Annotated in this window: 23 protein-coding genes; 6 read left to right on the top strand and 17 right to left on the bottom strand. The window is 56.6% G+C overall.

Features of this window, described 5'->3' with window-relative positions:
• Window positions 1-8: 8 nt before the first annotated feature.
• The 14 genes from LQK91_RS01480 to LQK91_RS01415 all read right to left on the bottom strand — a co-directional run bounded on the left by LQK91_RS01480 (window position 9) and on the right by LQK91_RS01415 (window position 13,037).
• Complete coding sequence (locus LQK91_RS01480) at window positions 9-725, bottom strand: ABC transporter permease (protein WP_003854259.1); 717 nt, start codon at window positions 723-725, stop codon at window positions 9-11.
• Complete coding sequence (locus LQK91_RS01475) at window positions 718-1,407, bottom strand: histidine ABC transporter permease HisQ (RefSeq protein ID WP_105098953.1); 690 nt, start codon at window positions 1,405-1,407, stop codon at window positions 718-720. The genes LQK91_RS01480 and LQK91_RS01475 overlap by 8 nt, the downstream gene beginning before the upstream one ends.
• A gap of 178 nt (window positions 1,408-1,585) precedes the next feature.
• The gene (gene argT / locus LQK91_RS01470; RefSeq protein WP_003854262.1) at window positions 1,586-2,368 is read right to left on the bottom strand and encodes a lysine/arginine/ornithine ABC transporter substrate-binding protein ArgT; all 783 of its coding nucleotides are present in this window, start codon (window positions 2,366-2,368) and stop codon (window positions 1,586-1,588) included.
• A 259-nt stretch (window positions 2,369-2,627) separates the two neighbouring features.
• Window positions 2,628-3,197, bottom strand: coding sequence for a UbiX family flavin prenyltransferase (locus tag LQK91_RS01465; protein WP_008926477.1), 570 nt, complete (start codon window positions 3,195-3,197; stop codon window positions 2,628-2,630).
• 112 nt (window positions 3,198-3,309) lie between these two features.
• Entirely contained in the window at window positions 3,310-4,827 is a 1,518-nt protein-coding gene (purF, locus tag LQK91_RS01460; protein WP_078804617.1) for an amidophosphoribosyltransferase, read from the bottom strand.
• A gap of 37 nt (window positions 4,828-4,864) precedes the next feature.
• Window positions 4,865-5,350 (bottom strand): colicin V production protein, encoded by a 486-nt coding sequence (gene cvpA, locus LQK91_RS01455; RefSeq protein WP_003854265.1) that lies wholly within the window; start codon window positions 5,348-5,350, stop codon window positions 4,865-4,867.
• A 265-nt stretch (window positions 5,351-5,615) separates the two neighbouring features.
• Window positions 5,616-6,398, bottom strand: a complete 783-nt coding sequence (gene dedD / locus LQK91_RS01450; RefSeq protein WP_003854266.1) for a cell division protein DedD — start codon at window positions 6,396-6,398, stop codon at window positions 5,616-5,618.
• Complete coding sequence (gene folC, locus LQK91_RS01445) at window positions 6,388-7,656, bottom strand: bifunctional tetrahydrofolate synthase/dihydrofolate synthase (RefSeq protein WP_008926478.1); 1,269 nt, start codon at window positions 7,654-7,656, stop codon at window positions 6,388-6,390. Before folC ends, dedD begins: the two co-directional genes overlap by 11 nt.
• A 94-nt stretch (window positions 7,657-7,750) precedes the next feature.
• A complete protein-coding gene (gene accD, locus LQK91_RS01440; RefSeq protein WP_008926479.1) occupies window positions 7,751-8,665 on the bottom strand; it encodes an acetyl-CoA carboxylase, carboxyltransferase subunit beta in 915 nt (304 codons plus the stop codon).
• A 144-nt stretch (window positions 8,666-8,809) separates the two neighbouring features.
• Window positions 8,810-9,472 (bottom strand): DedA family protein, encoded by a 663-nt coding sequence (locus LQK91_RS01435; RefSeq protein WP_008926480.1) that lies wholly within the window; start codon window positions 9,470-9,472, stop codon window positions 8,810-8,812.
• A 29-nt stretch (window positions 9,473-9,501) separates the two neighbouring features.
• Window positions 9,502-10,305: a tRNA pseudouridine(38-40) synthase TruA gene (gene truA, locus LQK91_RS01430; protein WP_105098952.1), complete on the bottom strand. Its 804-nt coding sequence runs from the start codon at window positions 10,303-10,305 to the stop codon at window positions 9,502-9,504.
• A gap of 2 nt (window positions 10,306-10,307) precedes the next feature.
• Window positions 10,308-11,315, bottom strand: a complete 1,008-nt coding sequence (locus LQK91_RS01425) for an aspartate-semialdehyde dehydrogenase (protein ID WP_003854270.1) — start codon at window positions 11,313-11,315, stop codon at window positions 10,308-10,310.
• A 303-nt stretch (window positions 11,316-11,618) separates the two neighbouring features.
• Window positions 11,619-12,752 carry a 4-phosphoerythronate dehydrogenase PdxB gene (gene pdxB, locus LQK91_RS01420; protein WP_105098951.1) on the bottom strand — a complete coding sequence of 378 codons (1,134 nt, stop codon included), beginning with the start codon at window positions 12,750-12,752 and terminating at the stop codon, window positions 11,619-11,621.
• 57 nt (window positions 12,753-12,809) lie between these two features.
• Complete coding sequence (locus tag LQK91_RS01415; protein WP_003854272.1) at window positions 12,810-13,037, bottom strand: hypothetical protein; 228 nt, start codon at window positions 13,035-13,037, stop codon at window positions 12,810-12,812.
• Window positions 13,038-13,126: 89 nt separating this feature from the next.
• Here LQK91_RS01415 and LQK91_RS01410 point away from each other — a divergent pair, with 89 nt between their 5' ends.
• On the top strand, window positions 13,127-14,026 hold the full coding sequence (locus LQK91_RS01410) for a DMT family transporter (protein ID WP_105098950.1): 900 nt from the start codon (window positions 13,127-13,129) through the stop codon (window positions 14,024-14,026).
• Here LQK91_RS01410 and LQK91_RS01405 read toward each other — a convergent pair.
• Both LQK91_RS01405 and tctD read right to left on the bottom strand, forming a co-directional pair.
• Window positions 14,007-15,395: a sensor histidine kinase gene (locus LQK91_RS01405; protein WP_003854274.1), complete on the bottom strand. Its 1,389-nt coding sequence runs from the start codon at window positions 15,393-15,395 to the stop codon at window positions 14,007-14,009. The genes LQK91_RS01410 and LQK91_RS01405 overlap by 20 nt on opposite strands.
• Window positions 15,386-16,057, bottom strand: a complete 672-nt coding sequence (tctD, locus tag LQK91_RS01400) for a transcriptional regulator TctD (RefSeq protein ID WP_003854275.1) — start codon at window positions 16,055-16,057, stop codon at window positions 15,386-15,388. Before tctD ends, LQK91_RS01405 begins: the two co-directional genes overlap by 10 nt.
• A gap of 120 nt (window positions 16,058-16,177) precedes the next feature.
• On the opposite strand from tctD, the gene LQK91_RS01395 reads away from it, so the two are divergent.
• From LQK91_RS01395 to flk, 4 genes are all read left to right on the top strand, one after another.
• Window positions 16,178-17,158, top strand: a complete 981-nt coding sequence (locus tag LQK91_RS01395) for a tripartite tricarboxylate transporter substrate binding protein (protein ID WP_008926486.1) — start codon at window positions 16,178-16,180, stop codon at window positions 17,156-17,158.
• Between the two features lie 12 nt (window positions 17,159-17,170).
• Complete coding sequence (locus LQK91_RS01390; protein ID WP_008926487.1) at window positions 17,171-17,602, top strand: tripartite tricarboxylate transporter TctB family protein; 432 nt, start codon at window positions 17,171-17,173, stop codon at window positions 17,600-17,602.
• A 10-nt stretch (window positions 17,603-17,612) separates the two neighbouring features.
• Window positions 17,613-19,118, top strand: coding sequence for a tripartite tricarboxylate transporter permease (locus LQK91_RS01385; RefSeq protein ID WP_105098949.1), 1,506 nt, complete (start codon window positions 17,613-17,615; stop codon window positions 19,116-19,118).
• A gap of 113 nt (window positions 19,119-19,231) precedes the next feature.
• Complete coding sequence (gene flk, locus LQK91_RS01380) at window positions 19,232-20,278, top strand: flagella biosynthesis regulator Flk (RefSeq protein WP_003854279.1); 1,047 nt, start codon at window positions 19,232-19,234, stop codon at window positions 20,276-20,278.
• Between the two features lies 1 nt (window position 20,279).
• Here flk and LQK91_RS01375 read toward each other — a convergent pair whose 3' ends face one another.
• The gene (locus tag LQK91_RS01375) at window positions 20,280-20,723 is read right to left on the bottom strand and encodes a rhodanese-like domain-containing protein (protein ID WP_003854280.1); all 444 of its coding nucleotides are present in this window, start codon (window positions 20,721-20,723) and stop codon (window positions 20,280-20,282) included.
• Between the two features lie 87 nt (window positions 20,724-20,810).
• On the opposite strand from LQK91_RS01375, the gene LQK91_RS01370 reads away from it, so the two are divergent.
• Complete coding sequence (locus LQK91_RS01370) at window positions 20,811-22,235, top strand: PLP-dependent aminotransferase family protein (RefSeq protein WP_008926488.1); 1,425 nt, start codon at window positions 20,811-20,813, stop codon at window positions 22,233-22,235.
• Window positions 22,236-22,277 lie beyond the last annotated feature (42 nt).

The raw sequence follows: 22,277 nt of genomic DNA, 5'->3' as shown, positions 1-22,277 counted from the left end.
AGTTCTACTCAATGCGATGAAGAGGGTTTCACGTGGGCCAGCCAGCGGCGTTCCGCCAGGCGGAACAGGCTGATCAACACGTAAGAGATAATCAGGTATAACACAGCCGCAATGCCAAAGGCGGTAAACGGCTGATAGGTCGCCGAGTTAATATCCCGCGCGATTTTCAGCAGATCCGGCACCGTGGCGGTGAAAGCCAGCGCCGTGGAGTGCAGCATCAGAATCACTTCGTTACTGTAGGCTGGCAGTGCCGTCCGCAGCGCCGAGGGCAGGATAATGCAGCGATAGAGTTTAAAGGTGGAGAAGCCATACGCCCGCGCCGCCTCAATCTCGCCGTGGGGCACCGAGCGAATGGCACCGGCAAAGATCTCTGTGGTGTAAGCACAGGTATTCAGGGTGAAGGCGAGTAACGTACAGTTCAGGCCACTGCGGAAAAATGCGTTCAGCAGTTCAGTGCCTTTCACAATCTCCAGCGTGTACATGCCGGAGTAGAATACCAGCAGCTGTACATAGAGCGGCGTGCCGCGAAACACGTAGGTAAAGAGCCAGACCGGAAAACTGATAAACCGGTTAGGCGAAACCCGCGCTATCGCCAGCAGGATGGCCAGACAGCCACCAACGGTCACCGAAAGGATCAGCAGCCAAAGGGTGATAGCCACACCGGTAAAACGATAACCGTCGGTCCAGAGCAGCGATTTCCAGTATTCCTGAATAATCTCAATCATAACTCGCCCTCTTCACACCGACCGTATAGCGACGGTTCAGCCACCACAGCACGCCATTCGACAGCGTGGTGAACACCAGATAAATCACACCCGCTACAATAGCGAAGTAGAACGGCTGCCAGGTACTTTTCCCCGCCAGTTGCGTTGCCTTCACGACATCTTCCAGCCCCAGCAGCGAGACCAGCGCGGTGGCTTTCAGAATCACCTGCCAGTTGTTGCCGATGCCCGGCAACGCATAGCGCATCATGGCCGGAAACAGAATGCGGCGGAACACCTGCGCGCTGGTAAAACCAAATGCAGTAGCCGCCTCTATCTGTCCCTGAGGCACAGTCATAAAAGCACCCCGGAAGGTTTCGGTGAAGTAGGCACCATAGATAAAGCCGAGCGTGATGATACCGGCCACCATCGGGTCGATATCAAACTGCGCCATACCCAGCGCATCGGTTACCTGGTTGAGGACAATCTGCAGACCGTAGAAGATCAGCAGCATCAGTACGAGGTCAGGCACGCCACGAATCAGCGTGGTGTAGCCTTCAAAAATCATCGCCAGCGGCCGGCTGCGCGACAGTTTCGCGCCTGCGCCAATCAGGCCCAGCAGCACGGCCAGTACGACAGAGGTGAGTGCCAGCTCCAGCGTCACCAGCGTGCCCCGAAGAATTACATCAGAATAGCCATACAGCATCGAAAGGTCCTGTCGTGGGGTGTAAACGAAACGCTGCCCGCAAGCGAGACGGGCAGTTTAGCTTTACCTCTCCGTTTCAGACGCTTTCCGTCATCACCGGGCCAGGTCCGGTTTCTGCCTCGGGCAGAACCGGCTCAGTCCCGGCAGAACGGAAACAGAAGGTAAAGCGACAGGATGGTTAGTCGCCGTACACATTGAAATCGAAGTATTTCTTCGCAATCTTGTCGTAGGTGCCATCTTTACGCATGTCAGCAAAGGCTTTGTCGATGGCGGCTTTCAGTTCGCTGTCATCTTTACGCAGTCCCATACCGGTGCCGACGCCAAAGATCTTGTCATCTTTGACGGCCGGACCGGCAAACGCGTAGTTTTTACCGACTGGCTGCTTCAGAAAACCTTCGCTGGCCTGCACTTCATCCTGGAAGGCCGCATCAATACGACCGGCATTCAGATCCTGATAAACCAGATCCTGATTAGCATAAGGGGTGACGTTAACCCCTTTAGGCCGCCAGTTCTGATTGGCATAGGTTTCCTGGGTTGTGCCCTGCAGCAGACCGATATTTTTGCCTTTCAGCGACTCAATGGTCGGTTGAATTTTCGATCCTTTCGGTGCGACTAAACGCGCATTAGCAGCGTAAAGCTTATCCGAGAAGGCGATCTCTTCCTGACGTTTTGCTGTGATGGAAAGTGAGGAGATGATGGCATCAATTTTTTTCGCTTTCAGCGACGGGATCAGCGCATCGAAGTCGCTTTCAACGTAGGTGCATTGGGTATGAATACGTTTACAGATTTCGTTAGCGAGGTCGATATCGAAGCCCACTAACTTGCCTTGCGCGTCTTTCGACTCAAACGGTGGGTAAGTTGGATCTGTGCCGATACGGATTGAACCCGGCACTGCCGCGAATACGCTGGCAGCACTGGATAAGCCCAGCATCAGGGAAAGAGCCAGAACACGCTTTTTCATAGATTACCCTCAAGTGAAGTGCTTTTTGTTATGTGGTTTGTGATGTGTTTGCGCAAATTAATTTGCATGTTTCATGCCAGTTCTGCAAGTTTTCCACGCAGTTAGCGTGATGTCAGACAGGCGAAAACGCTGTGTTTGTAGGGGGAATATAGCAGTGAAGTAAAAGAGAAAAAGCGACGTTGTTAACTTTTGGTGCATCAAATGCACGAAGAGTGATCCGAGGCGCGCTTATGCACTAAATAAGTGCGCCAGCGGAACTTTATGCACCCTGCCAGCGCGCGAAGAGATCTTCCGGTAATTCGATATCGAATTGATCAATAACCCGGTTGACGGTCTGGTCAATCAGCTGATCGATGGTTTCAGGCCGATGATAAAAAGCCGGCACTGGTGGCATTATTATGGCGCCCAGCTCGGCGGCGGTGGTCATCATGCGCAGGTGTCCAACGTGCAATGGCGTTTCACGTACGCACAATACCAGCTTACGCTGCTCTTTTAATATGACGTCAGCCGCACGGGTCAGCAGGGAGTCAGTGTAACTGTGGACGATGCCTGAAAGCGTTTTCATTGAGCAGGGTAAAATCGCCATGCCCAGGGTTTTAAACGACCCCGACGAGATATTTGCTGCAATATCGCGCACGTCATGCACCACATCGGCCAGCGCCTGCACGTCACGCAGCGAATAGTCGCTCTCCAGCCCCAGCGTCTGACGCGCCGCCTGGCTCATGACCAGATGCGTTTCTACTTCTTCCACCTGCTGCAACACCTGCAGCATGCGCACGCCATAGATCACCCCGCTTGCGCCGGAGATGCCAATGATGAGTCGTTTCATATTCCAACCTTATGTCAGCCAATGCACTATCATACGCGGCCAGCAGGTTTCTGAAAACAAACAGGGCGGGATTGCTCCCGCCCTGCTTTATGTTGACCACCCGCTGAGCATATCAGCCCTCGTTGTGCAGCTCGAGGTTTTCGACTTCGTTCTGGCGTTGAAGCGCTTTGGCGTCATCGTTGCGCAGCGATTCCAGATACTCCAGATACTGCTGATCGACATCTTTCGTCACGTAGATACCGTTGAACACCGAGCATTCAAACTGGGCGATGTCCGGGTTCTCTTCACGCACCGCTTCAATCAAATCGTCCAGGTCCTGGAAAATCAGCGCATCGGCTTTAATCAGCTGGCGAATCTCTTCCACTTCGCGGCCATGCGCAATCAGTTCCGTGGCGCTCGGCATATCAATGCCGTAGACGTTCGGGAAACGAATTTCCGGTGCAGCAGACGCCAGATAAACGCGTCTGGCGCCGGCTTCACGCGCCATCTCAATGATCTGCTCTGAGGTGGTGCCGCGCACGATAGAGTCATCCACCAGCAGGACATTTTTATCACGGAATTCGGCACGGTTAGCGTTGAGCTTGCGGCGAACCGCGCTGCGACGTAACTGCTGGCCCGGCATGATAAAAGTACGGCCAACGTAACGGTTTTTCACGAAGCCCTGACGATAAGGCTTGTCGAGAATACGGGCAATTTCCAGCGCAATATCGGTAGAGGTTTCCGGAATAGGAATCACCACGTCGATATCCAGATCTTCCCACTCGCGGGCAATTTTCTCGCCCAGCTTGGTGCCCATGCGGACACGGGCGCTGTAGACGGAGATTTTATCCAGGAAAGAGTCCGGACGGGCAAAATAGACATATTCGAACAGGCACGGATTGCTTTTCGGGTTTTCAGCACACTGGCGGGTAGAGAGCTGGCCCGCTTCAGTGACATAGACGGCTTCACCCGGTGCGACGTCACGGATGAACTCAAAGCCCAGCGTATCCAGCGCGACGCTCTCGGAGGCGACCATATATTCGGTGCGACCATCAGCGATAACGCGCTTGCCCAGCACCAGCGGACGGATGCCATTAGGGTCACGGAAAGCAACCATGCCGTGGCCGATAATCATCGAGACAACCGCGTAGGCGCCACGCACCTGCTGATGTACGGCAGCCACCGCGGCAAAAATGTTGTCGGCTTCCAGCGGATCATTTTGAAAACGATCTAACTCCTGCGCAAAGATATTCAGCAGGATTTCAGAATCTGAGGTGGTATTAACGTGACGGCGGCCCTTTTCAAACAGGTGCTTGCGCAGCACATGGGCGTTGGTCAGGTTACCGTTATGCGCCAGGGTGATGCCGTATGGGGAGTTTACATAGAATGGCTGCGCTTCAGAGGCACTGGAGCTTCCCGCAGTGGGATAACGCGCGTGGCCAATCCCCATATTGCCCTGCAGACGCTGCATGTGGCGTGCTTCGAAAACGTCGCTGACCAGGCCATTTGCCTTTCGCAGGCGAAAACATTTCAGCGCATCAATCGTACAAATGCCTGCGGCATCCTGCCCGCGGTGCTGGAGCACCGTTAACGCGTCATAGATCGACTGGTTGACCGGCATGAAACCGGTGATACCGACAATACCGCACATGTTGTCATTTCCTCATTTAGCCGCACTCCCGGTCACATCACCGGGGTAAAAAACTCGACGTGCTTTTCAGGTAATCAAAAAACCACCTGATGATATAACTGAACTCGGGAATGAGTTGAGACTGTTGCCAGTCTGGACTTTTAGAAAAGCCAGTGAATGTATCAAGGAAGAACAGCAAAGCGGCTACGATCAGCACACCACGCAACGCCCCGAAACAGACGCCCAACACCCGGTCGGTTCCCGACAGGCCGGTTTTCTCCACCAGCGTGCCGATAACATAGTTCACAATGGCCCCTACAATCAGGGTAGCCACAAACAGCACACCAATGGCGATACCGTTACGAACCAGTTCGTCGTCAAAACCTGTAAACCAGACTGCAAGGTAGGCGTAGTAATGACTGGCGACAAAAAACGCGCATCCCCAGGTAACAAGAGATAAGGCTTCCCGGACAAACCCACGGACGAGGCTGACCAGAGCCGAAAAACCAACTACCGCAATAATGACGTAATCAATCCAGATCATGAACTCTTCCAGCGCCAGTGCAATTGCACCCCTGCATCCAGTTCGGGGCGCATTCTAACAGAAAAAGAAAACGTTTGCGTAGCGGTTTTCTTTTTCTGCATCCATAAAAAAGGCGATGAAAAAAAACGCAATCGCCTGGGTGATTCTCAGCCGGAAAGGCCGTTGAAAATATTCACTATTTCAGGCGTACCGCGCGACCTGAGCACGCTGTACGCCGGGAAAAAGACGCTGCCTGTTACTGCTATCGGCAGCGCCAATCGCCGGTTTAGCGGGCGCTGTACGGTTTCACAACACCGCCCAACCCTGAGATGCTTTTCAGCTCGCCAACGGCACTCTGCATTTTGGCTTTCGAGGCATCCGGCCCGACGTAAATGCGGGTAATCTGACCCTGAACGGGCGTTGAAGGCACAGTAAAGGCGCGATAGCCCGACAGCCGCAACTGCGCGACAATCTCATTCACTTTGCTGGCGTTTTTCAGCGCACCTAACTGCACCACATAAGCCTGCCCTGCCGGTGCGGTCGTCTCTGCTGCTTTTGGCGCCGCTTCCTGCTTCGGCTGTTCGACCGCTTTAGGCGGTTCTTCCGGCTTCGGCTTCGTCTGCTCCACCGCTTTAGGCTTCTGCTGTTCGACCGGTTTCTGCTTAGGCTGCTCAGTGACTTTAGTTTTCTGCTGCTCTGCCACTTTCGGTTTGGTCACCGTCTGTGCAGGCACAGACTGATGAACCGGCGGCGGCGAAACCACAGTCGGTTCGGTATCATCATCCGGCTCGGCACGCCCCTGCTCTGCCGTGACGCTGCTTTTGCTATTACCATTACTGCTGTTGACCGCATTGCCCGCGCCTTCAGGTGGCTGGGATGGCAGCGACTGGGTAACCGGTGGCACCATTTCACTGTCCTGCTGATCGTCAGGTTTCGGCACCAGCGGAATGGCGGCGAACTCTTCTTTGTAATGCTTTTTCTGACCATCCAGCAGCCCTGGCAGCACAATCACGCCAACGGCGACCAGAATAACGGTGCCGACTAAACGGTTTTGAAACTTACTTGCCACGTCCTTTCTCCGTTTCAATCGATTCCATGACCTGCGCAACGGTGTGGAATGAACCACAGACCAGCACAGTGTCCTGCGGCGCTGCCCGCTGGCGTGCCTGCTGCCAGGCGAGCTCAACCGAGCTAAAGGCTTCGCCCTGCGAGAGGCAATCCAGCAGTTGCTCAGCACTGGCGCCGCGCGGACCGTCAAGCGGTGCGCAGTACCAGGCATCGACCATGGGTGCCAGCGCCGTCAGCGTACCGGCAATATCTTTATCATGCAGCATGCCCACGACGGCATGCACTTTGCCGCGTTTCGGCAGCGTCGCCAGCTGTGACGCCAGATACGACGCTGCATGCGGATTATGGGCGACATCCAGAATCACGCGCGGTGATTCACTAATCGTCTGAAAACGCCCTGGCAGCATCGCCAGCGGCAGGCTGGCGCGAATCTGCGCCTCACTGACCTCAAGCCCTGAGACACGCAGCGCCACCAGTGCCGTCGCCGCGTTAGGTAACGGCACCTGGGGCAGTGGCAGATCGTTCAGCTCCCCCAGCGCATCACGCAGCGACCAGCTTTCGGCCTGGGCTTGCCATGACCAGTCACGGTTGCGCTGTAACAGCTCAGCACCTTTTTCCTGCGCGACCACCGCGATGCTGTGTGGCATATCGGGTTCACCGACGACTGCCGGTTTCCCCGCCCGGAACACACCCGCTTTCTCACGCCCGATACTTTCGCGATCCGGCCCAAGCCAGTCAGTATGATCCAGTGCAATGCTGGTGACTACGGCGACATCGGCATCCACGATGTTGGTGGCATCCAGCCGTCCGCCGAGGCCGACTTCGAGAATCACCACATCCAGCTGCGCCTGGCGGAACAGATTGAGCGCAGAGAGCGTGCCAAATTCGAAATAGGTCAGGGAGATATCCGCACGTCCGGCTTCAATCTCCGCAAAGCTGGCGCAGTGCTGCGCTTCACTCAGCTCCTCTCCCTGGACCCGAACACGCTCGGTGTAGCGCACCAGATGTGGCGAGCTGTAGACGCCAACGCGGTAGCCCGCGGCAATCAGCAGCGTTTCCAGGGTCCGACATGTCGTGCCTTTGCCATTAGTGCCGGCTACGGTAAAGACAAAGGGAGCGGGTTTCAGCAGGTCGAGACGAAGTGCTACCTGACGAATACGGTCCAGACCCAGTTCGATGGCCTGAGTATGCAGGTGCTCAAGATAATAAAGCCACGTGGCCAAAGGCGACGTGGCTTGAGGAAGGTGAAGATTGTCCATATGTCCCGTTTTGCTTATTTATACCTGGCAGACTGGTGCTGCGGTATACGGTGCATTGGTAAGAGGTGCTTTGGACGCACCTCTCTATCTCCTGTCAGGCCTCGTTGCTTTCCGATTCAGTCGTCGCAGGAGCGGACTGTTCACCGTCATGCAGCGGTGCCGGCAGGTTCATCATTTTTGCCAGCAGGCTTGCCAGTTTGTAACGCATTTCCGGACGACGAATGATCATATCGATCGCGCCCTTCTCAATCAGGAACTCACTGCGCTGGAAGCCTGGCGGCAGTTTTTCGCGCACGGTCTGTTCGATCACGCGTGGACCGGCAAAGCCGATCAGCGCTTTAGGTTCCGCGATATTGAGGTCACCCAGCATCGCAAAACTGGCCGAAACGCCACCCATCGTCGGGTCAGTCAGCACAGAAATATATGGCAGACCGCGCTCGCGCATTTTGGCCAGTGCCGCACTGGTTTTCGCCATCTGCATCAGCGACTGCAGCGCTTCCTGCATACGGGCACCACCACTGGCGGAGAAGCAGATCAGCGGACAGTTATCTTCTAACGCCTGCTCAACCGCACGCACAAAGCGCGCACCAACCACAGAACCCATTGAACCGCCCATAAAGGCAAATTCAAAGGCTGCCGCAACAACCGGCATGCTGTGCAGCTGACCTTTCATGACAACCAGCGCATCTTTCTCGCCGGTGTCTTTCTGGGCCGCTACCAGACGGTCTTTATACTTTTTGGAGTCACGGAACTTGAGCAGATCTTTAGGTTCAAGTTCACTGCCCAGCTCAACCATAGTGCCCTGATCGAGGACACTGCCGAGGCGCTCACGGGCATGCATACGCATGTGATGGTCACACTTCGGGCAGACCTCAAGATTACGCTCCAGCTCGGCGCGGTAGAGAACCTGACCACAGCTGTCACACTTGGTCCAGACCCCTTCCGGGATACTGGCTTTGCGCACAGGCGTTCCGGTGCTTTTATTAAGAATGCGTTCAATCCAGCTCATTGATGACCTTTCTGTTTAAAACTGACCTGGTCCAGTCGTCTTGATACTGCTGAAAACCGCTTCAGCAGACGGTAAATGTCGCTCATTAAACCACAACCTGTTCAGACTGTGGATAAAAATCTGGTCTTACCCCTGAGCGAAGCCTTATGGCAGCTTCTGCTGCTTAGCCTGACGGCGATGACGCCAGACTTCAATCACACCCGGCAGAATCGACACCAGGATAATGCCGACAATCAGCAGCTTCAGGTTTTCCTGCACCACCGGCAGATCGCCAAACAGGTAGCCGGCGTAGGAGAACAGCAGCACCCATAGCAGCGCACCCGTCACGTTGAACAGTGCGAAGTGGCGATAGGACATATGGCCCATACCCGCAACAAACGGCGCGAACGTCCGGACGATGGGCACAAAGCGCGCAAGGATAATGGTTTTTCCGCCATGACGGGCATAAAACGCATGGGTTTTATCCAGATGGCTGCGACGGAAAATCTTCGAGTTCGGGTTACTGAACAACCGTTCGCCAAACAGGCGGCCAATGGTGTAGTTCACCGCATCGCCCAGAACCGCCGCCACCACTAACAATGCCACCATAATGTGCACATTGAGATCGTTACCTGGCAGCGCGGCCAGTGCGCCCGCCACAAACAGCAGCGAATCACCCGGCAGGAATGGCGTGACCACCAGTCCGGTTTCGCAGAACAAAATCAGGAACAAAATAGCGTAAATCCAGATACCGTACTGTGCAACCAGTTCAGCAAGATGCACATCGATGTGCAGAATAAAATCGACCAGAAAATGGATAAACTCCATAGCGCGCCCTTTTAAGTCCTGAAAGTAAATTAATCCGCGAGGAACAACGGTCCCATCGACGGTTGTGGTAACGCAAAGAGGGATGGGTAATCCACCGCCACCAGATACAATCCCTCTGCCCGGGCTGTGGCTGCCGCCAGTGTCCGATCTTTCGCTGCCAGCAGCGTGGCCATCCATGACTCAGGCTTATTGCCGCAGCCTATCTCCATCAGACTGCCCACGATATTGCGCACCATGTGATGGACAAAAGCGTTGGCTTTGATATCCACAATCACGTAAGGGCCCTGACGCGTGACGTTAAGATGAATCACGTTGCGCCACGGGGTACGCGACTGGCACTGCACGGCGCGAAATGAGGTGAAATCATTTTCGCCTAACAAACATTGCCCGGCGCGCTGCATCTTCTCCGCATCCAGAGGATGGTAGAAGTGCGTGACGCCCTGCGCCAGCACCGCCGGACGCAGACGCTGATTGTAGATCAGGTAGCGATAGCGTCGGGCCGTAGCGCTGAAGCGGGCATGAAACTCATCCGGCACCGCTTTCACCCAGCGCACCGCAATATCCGGCGGCAGATTAGCGTTGACGCCCAGCGTCCAGGCACCATCAGGTCGTTGTGATGTCGTCTCGAAATGGACCACCTGCCCCGTTCCGTGCACGCCGGCATCGGTGCGGCCCGCGCAAAAAATGCTGACCGGGTGATCCGCGACCTTCGACAGCGCGCGCTCTACCTTCTCCTGCACGCTGCGGACTTCATTCTGACGTTGCCAGCCGTAATAACGACTGCCGTCATACTCGATGCCGAGCGCCAGTTTTTGTGTCTGACCATCGGACATGGTTACAGATACTCCTGAACCAGTTTCTCGGCAGTTTTCACCGCCATCAGCGCGCCGCCAAAACGAATATTGTCCGCCACTGACCAGAACTGCAGCAACTCCGGAATACCGTAGTCGTTGCGTACCGCGCCGATGCTCAGTTCGCCGTTGCCTGAGGCATCCGTAACCGGCGTTGGCACTTCATCCTCTTCGCTCAGACGAATATCTGACGCCAGCGCCAGCTCGGCACGCGCTTCTTCCGCAGAGAGCGGGCGCAGGTTTTCGATATGCACAATCTGCGCATTACCGTAGAACACCGGTGCCTGTACGCTGCTGACCGCAATCGGTAAGCCTTCGTCCTGTAATACCTTACGTACCTGATCAATCAGGCGACGTTCACTTTCCACGCTGCCTTCTGCATCGGCCTGTTGAGGCATCAGGTTAAACGCCAGCTGACGACCAAAATGGTGTTCATCGGCTGGAATACCATTCAGCAAGCGGGCACTTTCCCCGGCCAGCGCATCCACCGCCACTTTGCCGTAACTGGAGACCGAGATCAGGTTCGTCACCTGTAAACGGCTCAGTCCGGCTGCATCCACCAGCGGTTTAATTGCGGTCAGCAGCTGGCTCACCAGATTATCTGCCACGCTGATGATGTTGCGATTACGATAATCAGCCAGCACCTGCGGGTTCACATCCGGCACCACCAGCGGCACATCAGGTTCCAGCGCAAACAGCTCGCTGCTGTCGATCACCAGACAACCGGCGTTAGCCGCTTCATCGGCAAAGCGCGCCGAAGCGTCACGTCCCGCCACGAAAAAGGCCAGCTGCGCCTGTGACCAGTCGAATGTCTCTGCATTGTCGACCCGCACCGAGCGGCCCTCGTAACGCTTGATTTCGCCTGCGCTGTTTTCGCTGGCCAGCAAATATAATTCACCAACCGGGAACTGGCGTTCCGCCAGCAGTTCCAGTACAGCGTTCCCTACTGCGCCTGTCGCGCCAAGTAGCGCAATATTCCAGCCGTCAGACATGTTGGTTTACTCCAGACAATGACATAAAAACAGAAGGCGGTGATATTCACCGCCCAGGGATTCAGATTTATCCCCATCGTCTTTCACGTTGCATCTTTGCTGGCTGCGTTCACTCAACCGAATCACTTACCTGAGTAAGCTCATCGGGACTCGTGCTCTTGCCGCCGCAATGCAACCCGAAATCCATGGGGTATCTCCCCCGGAAACCACCGTCATGCAGCCATGCCAGCAGTACGCATCGTTTCCGTACACTGACTGATTCAGTGCGGAAACCGCGCCGGGGCGACTGACCTGCAGCGCCCGTTATTTCGGGGTGATGATTGCGTTAAAGCCCAGCTGGTTTAGCTTCTCAGCCGTTGTGGCGTCATCACAGTTCACCTGCAGCGACGACCATTCGCGGCGCTCCAGATACTGCTTGCGCAGGCGATCAAATTCGCCCGGTTTGGCCGCCACTTTACGCAGGGGGGCATCATCGCGGCGCACATCATACACCAGATGCGCCAGGCGTTTCAGCGTTGGCTGATCCAGCGGGCCATTCAGGGTGATTTCACTGAACTCCGGCACCGGCAGTAAAGTGCTGAGCGGCACCTGCTGCGGCTGACCAATAAAATCGCACCAGGCTTCAAATACCTGCGTGGTGCCGCGTGCTTTACCTTCCAGGGTGTAGCCCGCGATGTGCGGCGTGGCGATATCAACTTTATCCAGTAACGCCAGTGAGAGATCCGGCTCCGGCTCCCAGACATCCAGTACAACGCTGAGATCCGGCCGCATTTTCAGCACTTCCAGCAGCGCGCCATTGTCCACCACCGGACCACGACAGGCATTGATCAGAATGGTGTTGGGCTTCAGCGCCATCAGCAGCGCCGCATCCGCCAGATGCCAGCTTTTATAGGGACCGTCTTTAAACAGCGGGGTGTGGAAAGTCAGAATATCAGCCTGTGCGGTGACGGCTTCCAGCGACAGGAAATCGCCCTCGTCACCCCGATCGGCGCGTGGTGGATCGCACAGCAGGGTTTTGATGCCCCAGGCCTCCAGACGCTTTTGCAGACGCCCGCCAACGTTACCGACACCGACGATGCCGACCGTGCGGTCACGCAGCTCAAAGCCGTCACGCTCCGCCAGCAGCAGCAGCGCAGAGAAAACATATTCCACCACGGCAATGGCGTTACAACCCGGAGCGGCAGAGAACGCAATGCCCGCCTGCTGCAGCCAGTTCTCGTCGATATGATCGGTGCCCGCCGTGGCGGTTCCGACAAACTTTACCGGCTTTCCTGCCAGCAGTGACTCATTCACCTGGGTGACTGAGCGCACCATCAGACCATCGGCATCGGCCAGTTCTGCCACCGGCAGCGGACGTCCCGGCACCGCGACAACATCGCCGGTACGACTGAATAACTCACGGGCGTAGGGCATATTTTCATCGACCAGAATTTTCACTACGGCTTTCCTGTCAGTTGCATCAAGAGGGGAGTGATTCTGGCACAAAGCGACGCGTTAGCCTAACCGTGCGCGATAGCGATCGGGCGTGATTTCCGCCGGCTGCCTGAAAATGACAATCAGCGCCGGGGCGGAACGGTATTCCAGCGCAAGGGCGAGACGCTGCACACGTTCCCCTGCTCCGGCAGCACGATGGCGCGCAGAAAACGCAGCCGCTGTCGTGACCCGCCCGATGTCATATGACGCGGGGAGTGACTGGTCACTTTCAGGATCACTCTGTCCCATCAATCACTTATTTTTCCGATATTAATGATCTGAATAAATCCGGACACGCGTACAATGCGCCTCATTAATTATACATATAGAGAGTCAGCATGTTTTTCCTCTATCCGCTCTTTGCGGTAATAATCTGGTCAATCAACTCCATTGTCAGCAAGCTCTCAGCCAGTGCGATCGATCCCGCGGCGATCTCTTTCTATCGCTGGCTGCTGGCGCTACTGGTGCTGACGCCGTTTGTGCTGCCGGGCGTGTGGCGGGCGCGTGTGGCTATCAAGCCGCATCTCTGGCGGCTGGCTATGCTTGGACTGCTCGGGATGGTGCTCTATCAGAGCCTCGCGTACTACGCGGCACACAGTGTCAGCGCACTCTTTATGGGCATTATTGGCGCACTCATTCCGCTGCTCACCGTGCTGCTGAGCGTCGTGATCCTCCGCATTGCGCCGACGCTTGGTATCCTGCTCGGCAGTATCATCTCATTCATCGGTCTGGTATGGCTGGTCAGTGAAGGCAATGTAATGCAACTGCTGAATCATGGCCTGGGAAAAGGCGAACTGCTGATGCTGGCCGCTTCCGCCGCCTATGCACTCTATGGCGTGTTGACACGGCGCTGGGCGCTGCCGCTGCCGATCTGGCAAAGCCTGTATGTGCAGATTTTGTGTGGTGTCGTGCTGCTGTTGCCTGGTTTTCTTCTGGCACCTGAGGTGGCGCTTAACCGGCATAATCTGCCGCTGGTGGCATTTGCCGGTCTGTTTGCGTCGATCATCGCGCCGTTTCTGTGGATCCATGGCGTGCAGCGTCTGGGGGCCAGCACCACCAGTATTTTTATGAATCTGATTCCGGTATTTACCGCGATGATTGCGGTGATATTCCTGCATGAACAGCTGCACAGTTACCACTGGATTGGCGGCGGTCTGACGCTGGGCGGTGTCATCCTGGCGCAGCGACTGCGTACGCCGTTAATCCGGCGTAAAGCGGTCAGCCTGCCACCGAGGTAAACAAGACGGTTACCCGCAGCCCGCCAAGCTGCGGGCTGCGGTCCAGCTGCATTGTGGCACCATGCCAGGCACAGATATCCTGGACCAGCGCAAGACCAATACCCGCACCGGGCTGCATGCCGACATTATCCAGCCGCTGAAAAGGCTGCAGTGCTTTGGCCTGACTGGCATCCTCAATGCCCGGACCACTATCCTCAATTTCCAGTTTTCCAGGTGTCACGCGCGCCGTCACCACGCCATTGTGCGGGGTGTATTTAATAGCGTTATCAAGCAGGTTGGCGCACAGCTCGCCCAGCAGAACACCATCCCCCACCACCTTATGACACTCTTCACCCTCATAACCGAGGTCAAGCTGCCGGGTTCGCGCCGCCGGATAACGGCTAAAACAGGCTTCACGCACAATGGCGGCCAGATCGACACGTGCCATTGGCTTATCTTCACCATGCCGCGCTTTAATGCGGGCCAGCTGTAGCAGCCGGTCGGTAAGTAAAATGGTCTCATCCAGCGTGTGGCGCATCCCAAGCAGGCTCTCCTGCCACTGCTCAGGACGATCGCTGTTGAGTGCCACGCTGACCTGAGTTTTGAGGATGGTCAGCGGGGTGCGAAGCTGGTGAGCCGCGTCGGCGCTGAAGCGATCCTGACGCGCCAGCAGCCCGCGCAAGCGCTCCAGGTAACGGTTAAACGCGATGATCAGCGGCTGAAGCTCTGACCAGGGTAATGACGGCAGTGGCGTTAACTCTCCCCCATCCCGCTGCAGGACAATGCGTGACAGTCGGCGTAGCGGTCGCAGCACCCGACGCAGCATCAGACTGGCCAGCAGTAGCGTCATCAGAACCAGCCCGCTCTGACTGATCAGCGCAGTGCGCATCAACCGGCTGGCGAACTCCTGACGAGAATTAATGGTTTCAGCCACCAGGACCAGTGCCATGCCTTCAACACCCGCCTCACTGACCGGTTGCCAGAGTGCCGCAACGCGAATGCGATGCTGGTGATAGCGACCATCATAGAAATGCACCAGCGCCGGATAAGCGGTCGACATTTTACTGGCTGGCGGAATCGGCGGCAGATCGTCGTAACCGGAGAGGGTTTTCCCCTGCGGGGAAATGACCTGATAAAACAGCTGATCATTCATATTGCGTTCAAAGCTGTCGAGCACTACCCAGGGAACATCGACTTCCAGATGCTGCTGTCGTACCACCAGACGTTCTGCCACGGTTCGGGCCGAAGCCAGTAGCGAGCGGTCATAGGCCTGGTTGGCTGCCGCCAGCCCACTCTGATAATGGGTATAGACTGACAGGGCCCACAGCAACAGCAGTGGCAGGCCCAGCCACGCCAGCAGCTCGCCGCGCAGAGAGTGAATCAGCCGCACGGCAAGGTTTCCAGGCTGTAGCCGAGTCCGCGCAGCGTCACAATCGCTACATCACTGCCCGCCAGTTTTTTACGCACCCGATGCACATACAGCTCAATGCTCTCCGGACTGGCCTCATCAGCCAGAGTAAAGGTCTGTTCATAGAGATGCTGACGGGAAACGGGCCGGCCATGGCGCTGCATCAGGGTAGTAAGAATACTGGATTCGCGCGGCGTTAATGCCAGCGGCTTTTCAGCCAGCAGAAAATAGCCCTCCCCATCCAGCACCAGTTGCCCCAGTGACTGACTTTGCGCGGACTGGCTTTGACTGCGCCGCAACAGCGCGCGCAATCGCGCTTCCAGTTCATCCAGTTCAAACGGCTTGGTCAGATAATCATCCGCCCCCAGATTCAGGCCGCGCACCCGGTCATCCAGTGCACTGCGCGCCGTTAACAGCAATACCGGCACACCCTGTCCACGCCGCCGTAACCGCGTCAGCACCTCCAGACCATCAATACGCGGCAGAGAAACATCCAGCACGACCAGCGCATAGGCTTCACATTGCAACGCGTGATCGGCGGCAACCCCATCTGCAACCCAGTCAACGGCGAAGCCCTTTTGCGTCAGCGCCTTCTGCAGCCAGCGTGCCAGTTCAACGGTATCTTCTACCAGTAAGAGACGCATATCACATCCTGTCATTAAATCCGGGCACTGAAAGGTAAATGAAAGGTAACTGTTTTAACAATTCAGTAACGCCAATATTACGGCTGTAATCACACTCTGGAAGAATGAATGGAGCGCACGATGAAAAAAATAATCCATACCGCCCTTACCTCTGCCCTGCTGGCTCTGCTGGTGCCGGCTGCGAATGCCGCTGACGGCCCTGGCCGCACCGAATGTATTGCACCTGCCAAACCGGGCGGCGGATTTGATCTTACCTGCAAGCTGTTGCAGGTCTCGCTGCAGGAAACCAAACAAATTGAAACCCCGATGCGCGTGACCTATATGCCTGGCGGCGTGGGTGCGGTGGCCTATAACGCCATTATTGCCCAGCGTCCGGCTGAAGCGGGCACGGTGGTCGCCTTTTCTGGCGGATCGCTGCTGAACCTGTCACAGGGCAAATTTGGTCGCTATTCGGTTGACGATGTGAAGTGGCTGGCCGCCGTGGGAACGGACTACGGTATGGTCGCCGTCCGCGAAGACGCGCCATGGAAAACCCTGGGCGAACTGATGGCGGCAATGAAAGAAGACCCGACCAAAGTGGTGGTCGGTGCCGGCGCATCAATCGGCAGTCAGGACTGGATGAAAACGGCGTTGCTGGCGCGCGAAGCGGGCATCGATCCCCGCAAAATGCGCTATGTCGCCTTTGAAGGCGGTGGTGAGCCGGTAACGGCGCTGCTCGGCAATCATATTCAGGTGGTTTCCGGCGACATGAGTGAGATGGTGCCACATCTGCAGGGCGGCAAAATGCGGGTACTGGCGGTGATGTCCGATCAACGTCTTCCTGGCCAGCTGGCTGAGGTCCCTACCGCCAAAGAACAGGGTTTTAATATCGTCTGGCCCGTTATTCGTGGCTACTACCTCGGCCCTAAAGTCAGCGATGCTGATTATCAGTGGTGGGAGCAGGCATTTAAAAAGATGGTGGATACCCCGGAGTTTAAAAAACAACGCGATATGCGTGGTCTGTTTGAATTCAACATGTTCGGGCAGGAACTCGATAGCTACGTGAAAACGCAGGTGGCGGATTATCGTGAGAAGGCAAAATCATTTGGTCTGGCCAAATAAGCGGAGCGAATCATGAGCGATCGTATTTTTGCGGGCCTCTGGCTGGCCCTGTGCCTCGGCGGCATGGTAATAGCCTGGCAAATTCAGAGTGAATACAGCTACGAACCGGTGGGACCACGACCGTTCCCAATGGCGATCCTTGGCCTGATGGCAATCTGTGCCGTGCTGATGCTGTTTCGTAAACCGGACACCATTCACTGGCCAGCCCACAGCACACTGAAACGTCTGGTGGCGCTGGCGGCAATGATGATGCTCTATGGCTGGCTGTTTGAAATGCTGGGCTTTGCCATCAGCACAACGCTGCTGACGTTTGGCATCGGCTTGCTGTTTGGTGCGCGCTGGTGGGCAGCCGCACTGTCCGGCGTGGTAATGGGCTCCACACTTTTTTATGCCTTTGACCGTCTGCTGGAAGTGACCCTTCCGGTCGGCAGCTGGCTGAGTTAAGGAGAGTATCATGGATACCTGGTCCTTTTTAATGCAGGGCTTTGCCGTCGCCATGACGCCAGAGAACCTGCTGATTGCCCTGATTGGCTGTTTTATCGGTACCATCGTCGGCCTGCTGCCGGGTCTGGGGCCGATCAACGGCGTGGCGATCCTGATGCCGCTGGCCTTTGCCCTGCACTTACCGGCGGAATCGGCGCTGATCCTGCTGGCAACGGTCTATATCGGCTGTGAATATGGCGGACGCATCTCCTCCATCCTGCTGAACGTGCCCGGTGATGCCGGCGCGATCATGACCGCGCTGGATGGTTATCCGATGGCGCAACAGGGCAAAGCAGGCGTTGCCCTGTCCATCTCAGCTGTCAGTTCATTCATCGGTTCAACCATCGCTATCCTCGGCATTATTCTGTTCGCGCCCCTGCTGGCCAGCTGGTCGCTGGCATTTGGCCCGGCGGAATATTTTGCGCTGATGGTGTTCGCTATCGCCTGCCTTGGCAGCATGATGAGTCACAATCCCCTGAAGTCGTTCCTTGCGGCATTAATAGGGCTCAGCATGGCTACGGTGGGCGTGGATGCCAATACCGGCGTGTACCGCTTTACCTTTGACAGCGTTCACCTTTCCGATGGCATTCAGTTTGTGGTGGTGGTGATTGGTCTGTTCTCAGTCAGCGAAATTCTGCTGATGCTGGAGTCCACCAGTACCGGGCAGAAAGCGGTTCGTGCCAGCGGTCGCATGATGTTCAACATGAAAGAAGCCTCTATGGCAACCGGCGCAACGCTACGCTCCTCGTTTATCGGTTTCTTTGTGGGTGTGTTACCTGGCGCAGGCGCCACCATCGCTAGTGCTATTGCCTACATGACTGAGAAAAAGATCAGCGGCAGCGATCAGTTCGGTAAAGGCGATATTCGTGGTGTGGCAGCACCGGAAGCGGCAAACAATGCTTCTGCCTGTGGATCCTTTATTCCGATGCTGACACTGGGTATTCCCGGCTCAGGGACAACAGCGGTGATGGTCGGCGCATTAACGCTCTACAACATCACACCAGGACCGGCGATGTTTGTTGAGCAGCCAGATATTGTCTGGGGCTTGATTGCTGCCCTGCTGATTGGCAACGTAATGCTGTTGATCATGAATATCCCGATGATCAACGTCTTCGCCCGCATGCTAACCATTCCATTGTGGTTTCTGGTGCCAGCCATTGCCGCTATTTCTGCCGTGGGCGTCTACGCGGTGCACAGCACCACCTTTGACCTGTTGCTGATGGTGGGATTGGGTATCTTTGGTTATATCCTGCGTAAAATGGATTTTCCGATGTCGCCGTTGATTCTGGGATTTGTGCTGGGTGAGATGCTGGAGCAGAACCTCCGTCGCGCCCTGTCGATCAGCAACGGCAACATGGTCATTCTGTGGGAAAGTCTGATCTGTAAAATCCTGCTGGTTCTGGCAATTGCGGTTCTGCTGGTGCCGCCAATCTGGAAACGCTGGCGTCGTCACCAACTGAAGCGCACCGAAGCGTAATTCTCCTGCCGAAACGCGCATGCCCCCGTGGGATTTCCCGGGGGCTTTTGCTATCATGGCCTATTCTTTTTCCGGCGCACCCCACGCTGTTCTGTTTTTCCAAGGAATCCGCCATGCAACCTCTTAGCGGCCCCGGTGTGCCGGTCGATCGTTCATCTGTCAATCCGCAAACCGGCGTAACGCGTCACGGTTCCGTGGCCGGTGAACAGCCTCTTTCGCCTGCGCAGCGCACGACGTTAGAACGCCTGATCGTGCGTATCTCTTCGCTCAGCAATCTTAAAGCGCCTGAACTCTGGGCGGGGCTCCGTCATGAAGTGGGCGTCAAGAGTGAAGCGGAGTTGCAGTCGCGTCATTTTCCGGCAGCGGAGCAGTATCTTAATAACCGCCTAACACAGACGCAAAATGGACATGCCACCCGCCTGCTGATGACACAGCTCACCGACTTGCTGCCCAAGGGCAATAACCGCCAGGCTGTCAGCGATTTTATCCGTCAGCAATTTGGCCAGACTGTGCTTAGCGCGCTGAGCCAGGATCAGTTGCGCCAGGTGCTGACGATGCTGCAGAACGGGCAGATGACGATTCCCCAGCCGCAGCAGATTCGCGTCAGCGACCGTACGCTGCTGCCTGCTGAGCACCATACGCTGAATCAGCAGGTGGTGCGCCTTGCCGCTGCCACCGGCGAATCTACCGGTAAGCTGTGGACGGCTGCGCTGAAGCTGGTGAACCTGACCAGCGGCGATCCGATCCCGTCACGTCACTTCCCGCTGCTGACCCAATATCTCCAGGTGCGCCAGACGCTGAGTCAGCACAGCGCCCCTACGCTGCACTTGCTGGAAGCCTCCCTGAAACAGCCGCTTGATCAGCAGGAGCGGCAGCAGCTGGAGGATTACAGCCAGCAGCGTTTTCAGGCCACGCCACAGACGGTGCTCACGGTGACGCAGACTCAGGATTTGCTGAATTTTCTGTTCAGCCGTCGCGCAGACCGGGCAGAAAAACTGCACGAACAGCCGCTGGCTGCCAGCGAGATTAAACCGCAGCCGATCTGGTCACCCTTTGTCGCCTCGCTGCCGCCGCCGATTCAGTCACTGGCAGGGCGTCCGCTGTTGGGTTTCTTTATTGCACTGGTCGTCATCACCCTTTTACTCTGGCTGGTACTCTGAGCTAACAGCCACAGGATGCTTTGGTCGCGGTAACGGGCCATTCACCCGCCGCATCACCCCAGGTCAGCGGATGACCATCACGTTTCCAGAAATCCAGCCCGCCAATTAACTCCTTTACCTGAAAGCCCAGCGATGCCAGCTTCAGGGCCGCTTTCGTCGAGCCGTTACAGCCAATGCCGTCACAATAAGTGACATACACTTTGCGGCGATCAAGCCGGGCCGTCGTGCTGGCATCCATCCCGCGATGCGGAAAGTTGATGGCGCCGCAGATGTGCCCGGCGCGATAAGCCTCCGGCGCACGCGCATCAATCACCACGATAGCCTGACGCTGCTGCTCCAGGTCTTCCGCCAGATCCCACGCGTCGGTGTAATACGCGAGTTTTGACTGCAGATAGTCGAGGCTTTGCTGCGGCGTGGCGGCCGGAATGCGTAAAACTGATGACATAGCGATTCTCCTGTTGTGATGAATTCGCAGTTTACGGCAAAGTGGACTGCTTACTGATACCCATTCTTCATCAGGGATAAGACCGATATGCCTTCACCGCTGTTACAACTTTTCCAGCATCAGACCAGTGGCGGCGTGCGTGAACGTCTCTGCGCGACCCTTCGGCTGGCGATTAACCGGCACCATCTGCGTGCGGGTCAGCAGTTACCCTCCAGCAGACAGCTGGCGCTGGATCTGCACCTTTCACGCGTGACGGTGGAAGCGGCCTACGGACAACTGGAGAGTGAAGGCTATCTGCGACGTGAAACCGGTCGCGGTACTTTTGTCGCCATCATCATCCCCGGCACACCCTCATCTTTGCCGACACGGCATCAGCCCGCCCGTTTTTCGGCGCGCGGCCAGCAGGTGCTGGCAACCGGTGGCTGTCAGGATCCCCCTTTTCCTCACGCGTTCGCATCCGGTTCACCGGAGTTACGTGCGTTTCCTCACGACACCTGGCGACGCCTGAGCAGCAGCGTACAACGTTCTCTGGGCAGCACCGCAATGGGATATGGCGATCCCTGTGGCTATCTGCCGTTACGCAGTGCACTTGCTGATTATCTGACACTCTCCCGGGGCGTCGCGTGCCAGCCGGAGCAGGTCATCATTCTGACCAGTTCCCAACAGGCGCTGCAGTTACTGAGCATGATGCTGGTCGATCCTGGTGATGAGGTGTGGATGGAGGAGCCGGGCTATCCCGGTGCCCGCAATGCCTTCCTGGCTGCAGGCGCACAGGTGCGTGGGATTGTTGTTGATGCCGAAGGCGCCCTGCCCACCAGTGGCAGTGCAACGCTCATGTACCTGACGCCCTCGCATCACTATCCCACCAGCGTCACGCTCAGCCTGCCGCGACGTCTGGCATGGCTGGACTGGGCACAGCGCAACCAGAGCTGGCTGATAGAAGACGATTACGACAGCGAGTTTCACTACAACGAACGTCCGATTCCTGCATTGCAGGGTCTGGACCGGCATCAGCGGGTCATTACGCTGGGCACCTTTTCGAAGTCGCTGTTTCCTTCCCTGCGGCTGGCCTGGATGGTCGTGCCGCCGGCGCTGGTTACGCCCATAGGCCGTGCACGGAGCGTGCTGGATGGGCACAGCGCCCTGCTGCCGCAGGCTGTCACCGCCGCCTTTCTGCAACAGGGACATTTCGCCAGCCATCTGCGCCTGATGCGTCAGCTCTATCACAGCCGTCGCGATCGGTTGCTTGAGCAGATTGAGCAGCGGCTCTCGCCGTGGATCACGCCAATAGCCAGCGGCGGTGGATTACAGCTGACGGTAACAGTACAAAAGGATGAAGCACGCTTAACCGCGCTGGCAACACAACAGGGATTGCTGCTACCGCGACTGAGTCCGCTTTATGCCGGACACGCATCTCAACAAGGCTGGATGCTCGGTTTTGCCGCGCTGACGCCTGACGAGATTGTGGCAGGATGCGATAAGTTGCTGCGGCTACTGCAGCGGGAGGGTTAATACCGAGGGGTAAATGAGGTAACGGAGATGGGCTTTAAAAAC

The organism is Pantoea sp. MHSD4 (genome assembly GCF_021043305.1).
In the GTDB taxonomy this organism is placed as follows: domain Bacteria; phylum Pseudomonadota; class Gammaproteobacteria; order Enterobacterales; family Enterobacteriaceae; genus Pantoea; species Pantoea eucalypti.
Note: the sequence above shows the minus strand (reverse complement) of the source record. Positions and strands in the feature narration are given on the sequence as shown.